Annotated in this window: 10 protein-coding genes; 4 read left to right on the plus strand and 6 right to left on the minus strand. The window is 54.3% G+C overall.

Translation table 11 applies throughout. The features are described from left to right. Window positions 1-307: 307 nt before the first annotated feature. The gene (locus LOC67_RS04290) at window positions 308-2,008 is read left to right on the plus strand and encodes a glucuronate isomerase (protein WP_230261277.1); all 1,701 of its coding nucleotides are present in this window, start codon (window positions 308-310) and stop codon (window positions 2,006-2,008) included. 138 nt (window positions 2,009-2,146) lie between these two features. On the opposite strand, the gene LOC67_RS04295 is transcribed toward LOC67_RS04290, so the two are convergent. From LOC67_RS04295 to LOC67_RS04320, 6 genes are all read right to left on the minus strand, one after another. Beyond that, entirely contained in the window at window positions 2,147-3,694 is a 1,548-nt protein-coding gene (locus tag LOC67_RS04295; protein ID WP_230261591.1) for a 2-isopropylmalate synthase, read from the minus strand. Between the two features lie 616 nt (window positions 3,695-4,310). Then, entirely contained in the window at window positions 4,311-5,069 is a 759-nt protein-coding gene (locus LOC67_RS04300) for an EscU/YscU/HrcU family type III secretion system export apparatus switch protein (RefSeq protein ID WP_230261278.1), read from the minus strand. Then, window positions 5,066-5,893, minus strand: a complete 828-nt coding sequence (locus LOC67_RS04305; RefSeq protein WP_230261279.1) for a flagellar biosynthetic protein FliR — start codon at window positions 5,891-5,893, stop codon at window positions 5,066-5,068. Before LOC67_RS04305 ends, LOC67_RS04300 begins: the two co-directional genes overlap by 4 nt. Before the next feature lie 57 nt (window positions 5,894-5,950). Next, the gene (locus tag LOC67_RS04310; RefSeq protein WP_230261280.1) at window positions 5,951-6,211 is read right to left on the minus strand and encodes a flagellar biosynthetic protein FliQ; all 261 of its coding nucleotides are present in this window, start codon (window positions 6,209-6,211) and stop codon (window positions 5,951-5,953) included. Between the two features lie 32 nt (window positions 6,212-6,243). Further along, window positions 6,244-6,981, minus strand: coding sequence for a flagellar type III secretion system pore protein FliP (gene fliP, locus LOC67_RS27510; protein ID WP_230261592.1), 738 nt, complete (start codon window positions 6,979-6,981; stop codon window positions 6,244-6,246). Window positions 6,982-7,646: 665 nt separating this feature from the next. Beyond that, window positions 7,647-9,845: a hypothetical protein gene (locus tag LOC67_RS04320; RefSeq protein ID WP_230261281.1), complete on the minus strand. Its 2,199-nt coding sequence runs from the start codon at window positions 9,843-9,845 to the stop codon at window positions 7,647-7,649. 661 nt (window positions 9,846-10,506) lie between these two features. Here LOC67_RS04320 and LOC67_RS04325 point away from each other — a divergent pair. The 3 genes from LOC67_RS04325 (at window position 10,507) to LOC67_RS04335 (ending at window position 16,530) form a co-directional block, all read left to right on the plus strand. Further along, a complete protein-coding gene (locus LOC67_RS04325; protein ID WP_230261282.1) occupies window positions 10,507-12,078 on the plus strand; it encodes a circularly permuted type 2 ATP-grasp protein in 1,572 nt (523 codons plus the stop codon). 163 nt (window positions 12,079-12,241) lie between these two features. Beyond that, on the plus strand, window positions 12,242-13,195 hold the full coding sequence (locus tag LOC67_RS04330; protein WP_230261283.1) for an alpha-E domain-containing protein: 954 nt from the start codon (window positions 12,242-12,244) through the stop codon (window positions 13,193-13,195). Next, window positions 13,192-16,530, plus strand: a complete 3,339-nt coding sequence (locus LOC67_RS04335) for a DUF2126 domain-containing protein (RefSeq protein WP_230261284.1) — start codon at window positions 13,192-13,194, stop codon at window positions 16,528-16,530. The genes LOC67_RS04330 and LOC67_RS04335 overlap by 4 nt, the downstream gene beginning before the upstream one ends. The last annotated feature ends 586 nt before the right edge of the window (window positions 16,531-17,116 follow it).

Here is a 17,116-nt window from a genome sequence, read left to right on the forward strand (position 1 = left end):
TCTCTTCTCTCCGGCAGAAAACGAATTCGCGGCATAAAACGACCATTCTAGCGCGATGTGATTGCGGTTCGGCAAGTTTTTTTTGACTAAAGAGCCGCAATTCTCGCCAAGGTGCCGACAAAACCGGCACCAGCGTCTCGCGTTAGCAGTCAGAATTGTCGACAATCCAACTGGATCACCGGTGGGCAAAAGTGTCCTCTGTCGATCTTGGTTTCGTCGGTGACGTTCCGGCGGCCCGCCAGGGGGTATCTCCCCCGCTGGACTCCCGTTTATCCTCCTTGCTTCGCAAATCTAGATTGGCATCCTCATGGCAGCTCAACCGGCACGTGATCTCTCGTCGGCACGCGAAACCATTTATCAGGCCATTTCAGCAATCCGTTTGGTTGATCCGCACACCCACATCAACCCTCATTCCGCCGGCTCGCAAACGCTTGCTGATATTCTCGGATACCACTACTACACCGAACTGGTTCATTCGGCCGGGATGCCGCGTCTAGAGATCGAAGAGCCCGGCATCGAACCTCGCGAACTAGTCCGCCGAATGGTTCATGGTCTGGGAAATATCACCAATACCGCGAACTATCACTGGTTGATTCAGATCTGTCGTGAGTTCTTCGATTTCACAGACGACGCAATTACACCCGACAATTGGGAAGAACTGTACGACCGTGCCGAAGCGAAAATGGGCTCGCCAGATTGGGCGCAAACGGTTCTCGATCACAGCAACGTCGAAGCGGTTTTCCTGACCAACGACTTCGACGACGATTTGGAAGGATTCGACACCAGCACCTATATCCCCTGTTTGAGAACCGATGATTTGGTTTTCCATTTGGCAAAGCCAGAGGTTCAGGAGCGACTCGAAAAATCCAGTGGCGTCTCACTGAACGGTTCGTTGGGCAATCTGCGTGACGCGTTGCGACAGCGATTTATTCACTTCGTCACCAAAGGGGCTCGCGCTTGCGCGATTTCGATCCCGCCAAGCTTCCAGCCCTCGATGGTCAGTGATGGTCGGGCGCAGAAAGCTCTACAGTCTGTCCTAACTGACGGAGTGCAAGCCAGTGCCGAAGACATCGCGGCTTTGTCCAAGCGAGTCTTTTGGACATTGGCTGAATTATGCGACGAGTTCGGCTTGCCGTTCGATTTGATGATCGGTGTCAATCGTGGCGTTTATCCCGGTGGCGTTTTTCAGGGCCAGGATTTGTACGACAGCCGAGTCTCATTGATTCAGTATCGCGAACTGTTCAATGCGTTTCCAAGAGTCAAATTTCCGGTTTCCGTGCTCGCGAGTGTTACCAACCAAGAGTTGGTTAGTTATAGCTGGATCTTCCCCAACGTGATCACCAACGGTCACTGGTGGTACAGCAACACGCCGTCATTTATCCACCGCGACGCGGCCGCACGTTTAGAAGCGGTGCCACGCAACAAGCAGATCGGTTACTACAGCGACGCTTACAAGCTGGAATTCGTTCTGCCGAAGTTCGATATGTATCGCCGTATCTTGTCGCGTGTGTTGGCCGATGAATTCGTTGGCGAAAATGGTTGGAGCGAAGAGAAGGCGATCGAACTCGGACGGCAAGTTCTTCGCGGTAATGTCGACGACATTTTTCGCGCACCACCTGAACTAGATCTCGACGCGATCAAAGCCGGTGCAGCCTCAATCCAACTCGTTAGCACCGATGATGAAGGCGACGATGGTCTGGATCCCGTGCCCAACGAAGAAGAGATCGAAGGCTCTGGCGTTCGGGATGTTTATATGGCAGAGCTTGGCGACCGATATTCGGCGACCACGCTTGACGCAGAAATCGACGCGATGCCGCTGGACGTCGGTGACCTGCTGGGCGATGAGAATCCATCTGGACCGGACGCGCCCGGCTCTCAGATTCATCCGATCACGGGTGACGGAGAATTCACCCCTGATAGTGACACGATGATGCTTCGCCCCGATCCGATGACGGGCGAGTTGCACTTTCCCGTCGACGAAGACGAGAAAAAATCGGATAAGTCTTAATCGGTCGCTCGCCCGCAAGCGAGTTGTCCTGTTGAACCGAAATGGAACAGCAAATTTGCCCATGATTGCCAAGCCGTTCATGGTCTTGAAGGGCTTGGCAAATCGATGAGCAGGCAGGGAAAAGAGGCCTGACCCCTTTTACGATGCGATGATGCGGTTGATCGCGTTCAGCATCGCCAGGATGGTGCTTTCGACGCTGTCGGTACTGACACCGACGCCGCGATAAAGTCGGCCTTTGTGTTCGACTTCAAGGTTGACTTCACCGATCGCGTCGCGGCCTAACGTCGCGCTGCGTACGCGGAACTCTTTGCAAATCAGTTCCAGGCCGGTGATCTGTTCGACTGCCCAGAACGCAGCGTCGATCGGTCCGTCACCCTCGGCGACTTCGGCGGACTTTTCTTCCTGCCCGTTGGAAAGCGTCAGCTTCACGCGTGGCGTCTTGCCAGTCGAGCTCGTCACCTCATAGTCCACCAAAGACCATGCTTGGCCATTTCCGGTGCTGATCTGTTGTTGGACCAAGGCGATGATGTCGCCATCGTAGATTTCCTTCTTCTTGTCCGCCAAGACTTTGAATTGCTCGAATACACGTTGCAATTCGTCGCCTTCCAAGTGAAAGCCCAGTGTCTTGGCGCGATCCGCCAATGCTGCTCGGCCGCTGTGCTTGCCCAAAACCAAGTCCGTCTTAACGAAGCCGACTTCTTCGGGTGACATGATTTCGTAGGTGCTTCGCTCTTTCAGCATTCCGTCTTGGTGAATACCGGATTCATGGGCGAACGCATTGCGGCCAACGATCGCTTTATTCCGCTGTACGTTGATGCCGGTGACTTTGCTAACCAATCGGCTGGTTGGGACCAAGCGCGTCGAATCGATTCGTGTGGTGCAGTTGTAGAAATCGCTACGAGTTTTCATCGCCATCACGACTTCTTCCAATGCCGCGTTCCCGGCCCGTTCTCCGATTCCGTTGATGGTGCATTCGATCTGGCCGGCCCCGGCCGCAACCGCAGCCAAACTGTTGGCTACCGCCATTCCCAGGTCATCGTGGCAGTGCGTGCTGAGCACCGCTTTGTCGATATTAGGGACACGGTTGCGAAGCATTTCGAAGATCTTGAAAACTTCTTCCGGAGTGATGTAGCCGACGGTGTCGGGGACGTTGATCGTTGTTGCACCCGCATCAATCGCCGCTTCCACCACTCGGCACAAAAAGTCGTGTTCGGTGCGGCAAGCGTCCTCGGGAGAAAATTCAATGTCATCGCAGCGGCTGCGAGCAAGTTTGACGCCTTCGACAGCGCGGTGGACGATTTCGTCCGGGGTCATTCGTAATTTGAATTCACGGTGAATCGCGCTGGTGGCCAAGAACACGTGGATTCGGCCTTGTTCGGCTGGCGCGATGGCATCGGCAGCACGCAGAATGTCTTTTTCGCTACAGCGTGCTAAGCCACAGATCGTTGATTTGCGAATCGTCTGAGCGATCTGTTTGACCGATTCGAAATCCCCCGGCGATGCGATCGGAAATCCGGCTTCGATGATGTCGACGCCCAAATCGGCAAGGTGGTGCGCGACTTCCAGTTTTTCACTCAGGTTCATGCTCGCACCCGGCGATTGCTCGCCGTCGCGAAGCGTCGTGTCGAAAATACGAATATGACGCTGCTGGGTCGCTGAATCTGGCGTCGAATCAGGCCCGGGCATTTCACCTGAAACGGGTGAACTAGAAGAACTCATCGAATCATTTCCTATGCATTAAATGTCTGCGGAGAATGTATCAGTCTGCCAAAGGATAAAAAGTTCGCCACCACCCCTACGTGATGACTTGGGAAATCGTCCACCTTGCGGTAGCGACCTGGGGACAATCGGCCCCTTGTCTCCAAAGCGGCTGCCCTTTGTCTCCAAAGAGGCTGCCGATGTGTCCAAACCGGTTCGTTCAAATCTGAATGTGACATCAAAATGAACTTCAAAAACAAAAAAAGGCCCGAGTCCTGTTGCCGGGACTCGGGCCTTTGCTGTGTTTCGTTTTGACGCGTCTGTTAACGCTTCACTTCAACGGTGCAAACCCTCATCTCCGGCCCGCGGCTTAGTAGCCCGAGCAGTAGGAGTAGTAGCAGAGGTAGCAGGTTTGAAAGTGTCATGGTTCTAGAATAGGTCGATTTGTCCGCAAAAGTCAAGTGGAAGTTGTCAACTGGCGGATTTCGTCAGTGTTCCGACACGACCGCATTTGGCGGACTGCTCGCCAACCCCACGCAGTTAGTCTCGGCCAATTCGGTCGCCTGACTTGAATTCTTCGACCGATCTACATGGATGCCAAGCACTAAGTCACGCCGCTGATCTCGGTGGTTCGCGCCGCATTTGAAACTCCCGCGTTGGGGACCATTGTGCGTTGTGAGTTCCGGATTTCCTCACGCAGTTCCTGGTCGGTCATCATCAAGTCCCGTTCAAATTGCCACCAAGAAATCGCGTAGTCCACAATCGCGAATAGCATCACCGTCGTTCCGAGCCATGCGGCGCAGCCGATCAGCAGCTCAAAAACTTTGGCACCGGCAATGGCAATTGGCAGTTGTCCTAGCCCGGCAATAACAGGAGTCGAATTCCGCAAGAAGATCACGACGACGCAAAGGATCGCGATCAGCTTTAGCGTCGAGACGACCGTCCGTAGCATCGCTTGCATTCCCAGCATTGATGCAGCTCGTTTGGCCGGTGACAGTCGGCCAAACGATGGAACCAACTTGGCAAAGGCGGGCTTGCCTTTGGATTGCATCAGACCGCTAGCGATTCCAATCAATAGCAAGCCGATCAGCAGCGGAAGCAGTACCACGCCGCTTGCCAAAACCAGTCTGGCGATGCGGCTGTAGACGAGACCACTTTCGATCGAAAGTTCAGGTGGGCGGTTGAATGTGTCTTCAAGCGTTGTTGCTAAGAACCGAACCAACTGAGGTGCGATCAACGACATCAGGCCCGTTGCACTTAACAGCGTTGCTGCCGACACAAGTTCGTTGCTTCGTGGTCCCCTGCCCTGCTCTCTTGCTTCTTGGCGTTTCTTTGGGGTCGGTGGATGGATCTTCCCGCTCATCTCGCTACCGTCGTCCCCAATCGCGCGATCGACTCGGTCAATTCAGATTCGAAGATCAATCCCGCCGAACCGATCGTCAGCCCTGTGATCACGAGAGCTGCCAGAAGATTAATGTTGATTCCGACGGCGATCACATTCAGGCCTGGGATGGCACGGCTGATCAAAGCGACCACAACATTGGATAACACGATGCAGGCCAGCAGCGGTGCGGCCACGCGCAGTCCGGATCGAAACCCAATCGTTAGTTGTTCGATAAGCAAGCCGAATAGCTGGTTGTTTTCATAAGTCGCCATCGGGGGAACTTGTTGAAAGCTGTCCAGCAGCGCGTTGACCAAAATCCTGTGACCGCCCGAAGCGAGAAATAGGCAGGTGACCATCATGCCGATCAACTTCGAAAATTGCGGTACCGTGGTTCCCGTTGAAGGGTCTGCGACCGCAGCGAGTTGCATGCCGGTGCTGCTGGAAATCAACTCGCCCGCCAATTGCATTCCGCTGATCAACAGTTGAGCGATGCCGCCGATGACGATTCCAAGAATCAGCTCTCGCGATCCGGCGACAAGCCAATTGGCCAGTTCGTCGATTCCGATATCCGAAACGTTGCTGGGAACATCGATGTACTGATAACTAATCGTCCTTAGGACCGAAGGTGCGAGGACGAAAGTCATCAGGGCGATCAATGCGATTCGCATTCGGATCGGGATGCCAAAGCAAAGGCCCGGCATCGCCAAGATCAGTCCCGTTAGACGCAGCGCGATCATCGCGATGACCAGTGGCAAAGCCGCCAATGCATCGGCAGGAATGAACTGCAGCAATTGATCAAACATCAGGACGATGGCGTTGAGTGAAGGAGCCGTTTGGTGGAACTAAGAGTCCGCGAGACACTAAATCCCGCCGGTCGCGAACAGCGTGCCTGCGAATTCCATCATTCTTGAGAACATCCATGGCAGGCATGCTAACAACACCAAGCTGGAAACAATCAGTTTCGGAACAAACGAAATCGATTGGTCTTGGACCTGGAACAACGTTTGGATCAATCCGCTGATCAGACCTGTCACTGCGCCTGCGAGCAACACCGGCGCTGCCAATAACGCGGCCAGGAACAATGCTTGGCGGCAAAGATCGATTGCTTGGCTGGGGTCCATCAGCACGTTTCCATTAACGGTGACCAGGGAACTTATTTCGCGAAACTTGCCAGTAGCATTCCGGCCACTTGGTGCCAACCGTCAACGAGAACGAACAGCAGTAGTTTCAGAGGTAGCGAAATCATTGCCGGTGGCAACATGAACATGCCCATCGACATCGTGACGCTGGCAACGACCAGGTCGATAACCAAGAACGGAAGGTAAATCGAAAAGCCCATTAGGAAGGCGACTTTCAGTTCACTGATCACAAAGGCCGGCAGCATCACTCGCATCGGGATGTCGGCATAGGAACTCGGTCGCGGTCCTTCAGGAAATGCATGGCGATAGAACAGGAAGACATCTTCGACGTTCTTTGCCGATGTGATCTGTTTCGCCATGAACTCGCGCATCGGCAATGTCCCAGCCTCGTACGCGTCGGCAAGGGTCATTCCGGAATCGGGATCGCTGTAGGGCCGAATCGCTTTTTCGTAAACTTCGGTCCAGACAGGCGTCATGACCAACATTGTCATGAACAGCGAAATGCTGGTCAGCACTTGTGTTGGAGGCAAGGCTTGGAGGCCGATGGCTTGCCGAAGCAAGGAAAGCACAACGACGATGCGAACATAACAAGTCGTCATTAGCAAAATCGCAGGCGCCAAGCTGACAACCGAAAGCAGCAGCATCGTTTGCAGACTGCCGCGGGCATTTTCAGGGCTCACCCAAGATTCCGGGCCGCCGGCGATGGTTTGCAGAGCTTCGGATGAGAGCGACATTGTCGGTCGCGTCACGATCGTTGCCGATTCGTCGACCTCGGCATCAGCCGATGTGTTGGAGCCAAATGATGTTTCACCAGTTGGATTGACTGACGGCGTCCGAGGCGATCCAGATTGAAGCGCGACGGGATTCGCAGCAGCGGTGTGGCGCAGCGTAGCGCTTTCATTGGTCGATGGGAGGTTCTCGTCAATCGCCAATCGGTATCGCGAGGTCGCCTGTGTCGCGGGGCTTGCCACAACCGGACCGTTCGCGAACTGTGAACCGCCGGTTAGCTGCACCGGAGTGTTTTTTAATGTTCGGATGCCGTTGCTACGTGCGGAAATCTCCATCGTCTCCGCGCCCAGCAAGGCCTCGTCTGGGACCAGCACCACCAAGCCCAGCATCAAGACGACAGCAATAAGTCGAAAGGATGATGGAGCCATTTCGTACGGTGAAGTCAGGTGTGTTGGGACGAGTGGTCGTCTGGTGGCGAACGTCGTGCTTCACACGTACTTTCGCGGCAACGAGGCGTCCCCGTCGGCCGCCTTTGCGCTGGACTTTAGAGAAATTCCCAAATTCATCGAAAGACGAGTTTTCACCTTCGAAGCTCTAAATGACAGCAACTCAATGCAAGCAATTGAGGTGTCATTTCAGCGCAGGTGCCGGTGATCGGTTTCTTCGAAGACCGTTGTGTCGGCAGGCGTTAGGCGTCGGTCAGAGGTTTGAACCATTCTTCGTAGCTGCTGAACGTTGGGCCTGGAATGGTGACAGAGATTGAACCTGGAAGCTGTATCTCACAGTCGCTGCGGATGTAGCCGCCCTGCTTGATGAACTTTGTGTCTTTCCAGCGGCCGAGCCCCAGGATGCGGATTTGGATTGTCGATACAGTTTCGTCGACCGCATAGCAAATGACATCATCATTCAGTCGGATCACCACGGTCGAATCCGCATCGGTGACCGGCTCGTCGGGGGACCGTAAACGAGCTTGGCCATATAGTGCCCGTGGTTTTTTCTGTCCTGCAAGCTCCGACAGCCAAGCTGCTGAATCGATAATGATGTGAGGTAAATTTTTGTTTCCCAGGTTTGCCGCTTTGGCTTTTCGATAGTGTTCGACAATGGCGTCGGGGTCGGATCGAAGGAAGTATGCGGTGACGCGAAGCGTGCTTTCCCGCGTCTGTTTGGGCAGCTCGATTACCTGGCCTTTTTCGAACGAAGCCGCGTCGGTCGGGGCCGATCGATTTCGTGGTGATGCAGCGATGGAGGCGAGGTCGGACAGGAATAGTTTTGCGAGGTTTCCCTCCGGCGCGATCTCGGGAGGGTGATATAGATATGGCGGATCATCACAAAGCCGCTGAAGGTACTTTTGCTGGGTATCAGAATGCACTTCGCCCCATGATTTCGTTGTGAGCAAGGAGGCTTCTAAGTCGTCGGGTTCATCTCCGAGGTGTTCGAGCAGGAATGCGGCGATTGCCCAGACCGCTCGCTGTAGTTGTTCCGTTTCGTCGGCATGGACTTTTCCGGCTCGGAATTGAATTTCCAGCCTTTCGCCAGCATCGTTTTGCCACTGTTCGATCAGCTCGGCGTTGCCACGATTGATTTTGGATCCGGACAACACGTGAGTTAGGAGGAATTCTTCCAAACGTTCGGCAACGATTGTACGGTCGGCCAACGAGAGCGACTGTGCCGGCGAATACTGGTCCGGATGCGAAGACCGTCCGCCGGCCAATTGACGCATCAATGAAACCCGTCCGTATTCGTCTTTTAGGTTGATGACAGCCAATTGTCGCATGGCTTCTAGGCGTGCAGCGTCGGACAGTTTTAGGCGGCTTGCCAGGTGGACCAGTTCGACGCCGTAGACCCAGTGGATGTCACGATATCGAACCATGGGCGAGTAGATGGATGCGACTTCGATCGCAACGATTTCAACCAGCTGACGGATCAGGCCGACTGCCTGTTGATCGAGAACATGTTGCCCCAGTTTGGAAGCGCCGTAGGTGGTCGCTTTGCTTGCGGCCCACCATGCGGCCATCGTGATCGGGTTGGCGCTGATGACGATTCGTCCGGCCGCCCACATCGTCGATGCGACATCGAGATACGGTTTAGCCGATTTGTAAAAACCGAATGTGCGGACGGCCTGGGTGACCAGTTTGTAGATCGATTGAAAGTCATACGTGGCTAAGGAAACCGGCAAGCTTTCCACGGCGACCAGCAAACGCAGTGACGCGCGTCCGGCGGCGCGAGAGATGGCTTCGACGTTGGTTCGCAAGAGTGGCGCAGGATCGTCTGGCCGATAGATCGCGGCGACGTCCGAAACGAGCCGGAATAGATCTTCGCGGATCTTCTCGGTTTTAAACTCGTAACCCTGTTCTGTTTTCTTGCGATACGCATCGTGTTTGATGCTGTTGAACAATTCTTTGGTTTTCGCATCGATCAACGTTAGCAACGCCTTGTCACAGGATTCCAGCGGATCCAGCGAAGCCGTTTCGGGTTGATCGGCAATCGTTTTTTGCGATTGGTTTATTTGCGATGGATCGCCATCGGTTCGAAAGTTGATCGCTTCGGGAAATTGCATCCATTGTTGCAGGGCCAACGCGCGGTCCGTCAACTGGCTTGATCGTTGTTGCAAGAGCGTTGATTGCTCTTCGATCCATTGCTTAAGATTTTCGTTGGTGTACGCGGTTAGCATTCCGGACGATTCATCCGCACCGCCCTGCCCTGCTCCACCACGAGCCAATCGGATGGCATCGGCGATCGAGGAAGCCAGGATCACAAATCCCAAGGCTCCCTGCCCAACCGCAGGAATGTCCAAGTCCAGTATCGCTCCAGTAAGCAACACCGCTGCGGCAACCGCGGCGGTAAGCAACGAGAAGATCGGCAGGCGACGGAGGAAATCGTGACGCAAGTCTGGCTACTTCCGTTTTAAAGCTGACTGGACTGAATTGGGGTCAATCGCGCCATGTTCGATCGAGCCCATTGAAATTGAGCCCGTTGCAATCGAACCATGTTCATCTGAACGAGGTGCTTTCGAGTCGTGCGTTCATTCGAGCAAATCATTTTATTCTTTCCAGCAATCTCGCCTCATTTCCTCTAATCGCTCCTGTTTTCAACAAAAGCACCACAATAATCGTTCGGAAACAACATTCTGCCATTCCGATGTCGAAATCGGTTGAACGCGGTATGAGCGTCTTTGCGAAGGTTTCCACGTCGCTAAGAAACTTTCTCTGGAATCACGGGACCATCCCTGGCACCTTACGTGGCAATTGCGGGCACACCAGCCGCCGCAATATGAAAGCTCGGTAAGGGAACGCACGATTATCCATAGATTTGTTTACACTACTACCGTCTACCGGGACTTGGCGGACCCGTGAGCTAATCAGGTGCCACGCGATGGAGAATCCAATTTGATTGGACGATTCAAAACGGGCACGCATTCATTGCAATCGATCACGTTCGTTCGTTCTTGACACAGTTCGAGCCTGCGAGCGTTCGCGTGACGTTGTATGCTGGACATCGCCAACGTGGTTGTCTGGTCGCGAGCCGAAGTGCAGTCTCATCGAGCCGTCATGCAAGAACAAGTTTCCGGAAAATCGTTTCAGCGTCAGTCGCAGTCGTCGACTCCGTCGTTACCAAACTATCAAACCGATGGTTTTTTCGACGAACTTGTGGACGAGCGAAATCTCTCGCGTCCCGACACCGAAGAGCTGGTGTCGCTCTTTAACCGGCTGCCGCCAGCAGAGCTGTACCGCAAGCAGCAAGCCATTGAGCGATCGCTGTATCAAATGGGGATCACGTTCACGGTCTACAGCGATTCTGCTGGGACTGAGAAGATCTTTCCCTTTGATGTTATCCCGCGAATCGTATCGGCAATGCTGTGGAAACACATCGATGCCGGGTTGAAGCAGCGCATCCGTGCGCTCAATCGATTCTTGTGCGATATTTACAACGAACAAGCGATCGTTAAAGACGGCATTATCCCGAAGGAACTGATTGATAGTTCGCCGGCTTATTTGAAGGAATGTCACGGGTTAAAGCCCTTCAATGACGTCTGGTGCCACATCACCGGGACAGACTTGATCCGTGACAACGAAGGAACCGTCTTCGTTTTGGAAGACAACCTGCGTTGCCCCTCGGGGGTTTCGTACGTGTTGCAAAACCGGCACGTGATGAAGCGGAACTTTCCACAGGTTTTTGGTGCTTCACGCGTTCGCCCGGTGTCTGATTACAGTTGGCGTTTATTCGACTTGCTGCGTGGGATCGCCCCGCCGAATGTCGAAAACCCTGCGATCGTGGTTTTGACGCCTGGGATCTACAACAGTGCTTACTACGAGCATTCGTTCTTGGCCCAAAACATGGGTGTCCGTCTGGTCGAAGGTCGTGACTTGGTTGTCGAAAACGACTTCCTTTACATGCGAACAACGGGCGGTCTGAAACGCGTCGACGTCATTTATCGGCGAATTGACGATGCCTTCCTCGATCCAAAAACATTCCGTAAAGACAGCGTCTTGGGTGTTGCCGGGTTGATGGATGTTTACCGCGCGGGCAATGTCAGTTTGGCAAACGCGCCCGGCACCGGGATCGCCGACGACAAAGTCATCTACGCGTTCGTTCCTGAGATGATTCGCTATTACCTAGGCGAAGAGGCAATCCTGCCGAACGTTCCGACCTACGTTTGCCAGAAAGAAGATGACCGAAAATACGTCCTTGAACACATGGACGAATTGGTGATCAAGGCAGCTGGCGAATCCGGCGGTTACGGCGTCTTGATCGGTCCACATGCGACCAAAGAACAGCGAGCCGAGTACGCGGCAAAGATCAAAGCAGATCCGCGGAACTGGATCGCCCAGCCGACCTTGCAGCTCTCGCGGGTCCCGACACTGATTGACGGTCAATTGGAAGGACGCCACGTTGACTTGCGGCCTTACATCCTTTGCCGACGGCAGGATGACGTTTGGGTTCTGCCCGGCGGATTAACGCGTGTCGCGCTCCGAAAAGGCTCGTTGGTCGTCAACTCGTCTCAGGGTGGCGGCAGCAAAGACACGTGGGTTGTTGCTGAAGAAGGGCAGCAAGTCGCGTCCCTGAAAAACGGAATCAAGCCTGTCCCAGACAGCGAACAAATCGATCCGCCGCGAACTTAGACGCCCTGGACTTGCCAACCGCGTCGCTCGGCATCGTCTGCCGTCAGCGTCGATTGGCAGGCCCTCGAGTCAATGCAACTATGGTCTAGTGCAATCCGCTGCTTTCGAGCAACAATCACTGACCACCTCCATTCGATCCACACCCCGGTCTACGACTTCCTTCATGCTTTCACGAGTCGCCGAATCAATCTACTGGATGGGCCGCCAAGTGGAGCGTGCCGAGAACCTGGCACGTTTCATCGAAGTCACGTTGAACATGACTTTGGAGCAAGCCGACTACATCGTCGATCCATGGGAACCACTTGTGCAGGTCACCGGTGACAACGAGTGGTTCACCGCAAAGTACGGCAAGCCCGACCGGCAAAAGGTTGTGCAGTTCTTGGCATTCGATGAAGAGTATTCGAACTCGATGCTCAGTTGTCTCCGCGCCGCCCGAGAGAATTCTCGCGGTGTTCGTGAGGTGATTTCCACCGAAGCGTTCCGTGAGCTGAACAATTTTTATCATTTCGTTTGCGAAAGCAGCACGCCACAGTTGACCGACGATCCGACGGAATTGTTCTTTGAGCACGTCCGCAATCAGACGCTGATGTGGAGCGGTGTGCTTGAGACAACGATGACACATGACCTGGGATGGCAATTCATTAACTTAGGGCGAATGCTCGAGCGTGCCGACAAAACCTCGCGCATTCTGGACGCAAAGTATTTCAACCTGTTGCCAAGCGTTGACGATATCGGCACCGCGGTCGATGACCTGCAGTGGTCAACGTTGCTTCGCGCGATCAGTGGCTTTGAAGCCTATCGAAGAGAACACCACTTGGTGGACGTCGAAAAGATCGTTGCCTTTTTCTTGTTCCATCGATCGTTTCCTCGCAGCGTTTACTATTGCGTTGCGGCGGCGGATTGGTCGTTGCGTGAAATCGAAAAAACGTCGGGGGCAGACCATCCCGGCGAAGCGAAACAGCGAATTTCTGCCCTGCGACATCGCTTAAAGAACACCAACGTCAAAGAAGTGATCGCTGGCGGGATGCACGATTTCATCGATCGTTTGCAACTGGAACTAAACGCCATCGGTAACTCGCTCGGCCGCGACTACTTTCACAACCCTGGAACCTCATGACGATCCGAGTCGCTCTCCACCACAAGACGCAATATCGCTACGAAAAAGCAATTGGACTTGGACCACAATTAGTTCGACTTCGGCCGGCGTACCACAGCCGAACGAAGATTATTTCGTACAACTTGAAGGTCCAGCCAGAAGAGCACTTTTTGAATTGGCAACAGGACCCGTTTGCCAATCCGGTCGCGCGTCTGGTTTTTCCCAAGAAGACGACCGAGTTTTCGGTATCGGTCGACTTGCAAGCCGACATGACTGTTATCAACCCCTTCGATTTCTTTATCGAAGATCATGCGCAGTCTTGGCCTTTTGAATATTCGCCGCAGATCAAAGTTCAGCTGGCGCCCTATTTGAACGCCGATCCGGTGACTCCGCGGTTGCAAGAATGGCTTAAGGAAATACCTACCGAAAGCGAACGCGTGATCGACTTTTTGGTCGAAGTGAATCAGTACGCGCAGCGCTCGGTCAACTACACCGTTCGTCTCGAACCGGGCGTGCAAACACCAGAGCAAACGCTCGAGCTGGCAAGCGGTTCCTGCCGTGACTCCGCATGGATGTTGGTGCAAGCGTTTCGGCACGTCGGAATGGCCGCACGCTTCGTTTCAGGCTATCTAATTCAGTTGGCTCCCGACGAAAAACCGCTTGAAGGCCCCGAAGGTCCGGTTGCTGATTTTTGCGATCTACACGCATGGACCGAGGTTTACCTGCCTGGCGCGGGCTGGGTTGGTTTGGATCCGACCAGTGGTCTGCTTGCCGGTGAAGGTCATATCCCGCTTTCATGCACGCCTAACTTCCAGGATTCGGCACCGATTACCGGTGGGCATGAACCATGCGAAGTTGAATTTGTTCACGAGATGGAAGTCACCCGCGTCGTCGAGACGCCGCGGACGACGAAGCCTTATCAAGATGAACAATGGCAAGAGATCCTCAGTGCGGGTGATCGCATCGACGAAGTCTTAGCTGACGAAGATGTTCGCCTGACGATGGGAGGCGAACCGACGTTCGTCGGCATCGATGATACCGATGATCCACAATGGAACACCGATGCTGTCGGTATCGAGAAACGGGTTTTAAGCAACGTCTTGATGCTCCGTCTAAAGGACGAAGTCGGCCCCGGAGCGATGCTGCATTATGGTCAGGGAAAATGGTATCCCGGCGAGTCGCTTCCGCGATGGGCGTTGACCTGTATGTGGCGAACCGATGGCGAACCCATTTGGCAGAACCCACAATACATCGCGGACGAAGGCAAAGATTACAAGCTGACCCATGAAGATGCTGGACGATTCATTCAGCACCTCTCCGGCGTTCTGGGGATCGAGGCAAAATTGACGTTGCCCGTCTATGAGGACGTCTTTCACTATCTTTGGAAAGAACAGCGGTTGCCGATCGATGTCGATCCGACCGATCCCAAATTGGAAGACCCCAACGAACGCGCGATGATGATGCGCACGTTTACTCAGGGGATGGGAAAACCGATCGGGCATGTGTTGCCGCTTCGCCGCGCCTGGTGGCAAGCCCATCCGGGTTGGATCGGAGGACGCTGGCCCGTTCGTGGTGGGAAGGTCTTTGTGATCCCCGGCGATTCGCCAATCGGTTTGCGTTTGCCGCTTGACAGTCTTCCGTTGGCCGGACGCCCCGGTGCAGTAAGTTCATTGCCCTATGATCCATTTGCGTCTCGCAACCCGTTGCCAACGGTGCAGATCGTTCGCCACGATCCCAAACGGATTCAGCAGGTCCAAGATCAACTGGAAAAAGAGCAGAAGGAGCGAGAGAAAGAAGACGAGCCGCAGGACGAAGATGGCGAAGTCATCCCAACCGCCCTCTGTGTCGAATGCCGCTTCGGTCGCATTCACGTCTTCATGCCACCGACTCAGCGTTTGGAAGACTACTTGGACTTGTTGTCCGCAGTCGAAGAAACCTGTGTCGACTTGGACATTCCGATCGTTTTGGAAGGTTATCTTCCGCCGCCAGATCACCGACTGGAGCTATTCAAAATCACACCCGACCCCGGGGTGATCGAAGTCAACGTGCAGCCGACGTCAACTTGGCGTCAGCTAGTGGATTTGACCACGTCGCTTTACGGGCATGCTCGTGAAAGCCGATTAACGGCGCAGAAGTTTGACATCGATGGTACGCACACGGGAACCGGAGGCGGTGCCCACGTGGTCATGGGTGGAAGCACACCGATGGACAGCCCGTTCATCCGGCGTCCAGACGTGCTGGCAAGCATGCTGCGTTTTTGGCACAACCACCCTGCCCTGTCGTACTTGTTCAGCGGTAAGTTTATCGGCCCGACAAGCCAAGCACCGCGGATGGATGAGGCACGCCGTGACAGCGTTTATGAGATGGAAATTGCCATCCGCGAGATGGAGAAATTCTATCAGACCGGCCAAGCCATCATGCCTTGGACCGTCGATCGCCTGTTCCGTGACTTGTTGGTTGACCTCACCGGTAACACGCACCGTGCAGAGTTTTGCATCGACAAACTCTATTCTCCCGATTCCAGCAGCGGACGATTGGGATTGGTCGAATTACGTGGCTTTGAAATGCCGCCAAACGCGCAAATGAATCTTGCACAGCAGCTGTTGATCCGAGGCATCGTTGCTGCGTTTTGGAAAACTCCGTATCGAGCTCCGTTGGCCCGTTGGGGAACGGCTCTCTACGATCGTTTCATGTTGCCACATTTCATCTGGAATGACTTGGGCGATCTGATTTCGAAACTTTGCGATTTGGGAATCGACCTCAAGCACGAGTGGTACCTACCACACTTTGAATTTCGTTTCCCGAAAGTCGGTGATGCGATTTACGGGGATGTGAAACTAGAGGTTCGCAGCGCGATCGAACCTTGGTATCTGATGGGTGAAGAACCGTCGTCAGGCGGAACGGCCCGGTTTGTCGACTCCTCTTTAGAGCGTCTGCAGATAAGTGTGGACGGATTCGATCCCGCGCGACATGCCGTGTTGTGCAATGGTCGCCGGGTTCCGATGCATCAAAGCCAGATTGCTGGCCGCTATCTCGCAGGGATTAAGTTCAGAGCTTGGCAACCGCCACGTTGCTTGCACCCGACCATTCCTGTCGACGTCCCGTTGCAGTTCGATATCGTTGACCGAGTGACTCAGTATTCGATCGGTGGCTGTCGTTATCATGCGGCTGACCCCAGTGGTCGCTCCCATGAGATCTTTCCGATCAATGCCAACGAAGCGGAATCACGTCGAGCGGCTCGGTTCCAAACGGGGACTCTGACCGGCGGACGGCTGTTCATCCCTGAGATGCCACCGGTCGATTCACCCAATGATTTCCCTGTGACATTCGATTTGCGTCGCTATCGCGCGAGCTAATGTATCCGGTATGCTGCAGTCAAAGTGCCCGGCACGCTCCGCCGTGCTGGATGCCCCTTTGTACCCGGCACGCTCCGCCGTGCTGATGGTTTTCACGATACCTGTCAGCGAACCAACGCCTGGGCGTCACAGGGACTGTGACGGGTACTATTTCTCAAAGTACCCAGCACGTTCCGTCGTGCTGAATGCCCCTTTGTACCCAGCACGCTCCGCCGTGCTGACTGTTTTCACAATACGTGTCTGCAAACCAACGCCTGGGCGTCACAGGGACTGTGACGGGTACTATTTCCAAAGTACCCAGCACGCTCCGCCGTGCTGAATGTTTTCGCAATACATGTCAGTAAACCAACGCCTGGGCGTCACAGGGACTGTGACGGGTACTATTTTTCAAAGTACCCAGCACGTTCCGTCGTGCTGACTGCACAGATTGCTTAACCCCCAGGTTTCGTAAGTAGCCGCCAAGGCACAGTCTCTGGACAGGTTAACTCGCAGGCTGCAGATCACTTCAGACACTTTGGACTTTGAATCGTCTACTCGAGAAGCGAATTCAAACTCGGCAACGAAATTCTGCGTCATGCCCGATTCT

The organism is Stieleria sp. JC731, assembly GCF_020966635.1.
Lineage (GTDB): Bacteria > Planctomycetota > Planctomycetia > Pirellulales > Pirellulaceae > Stieleria.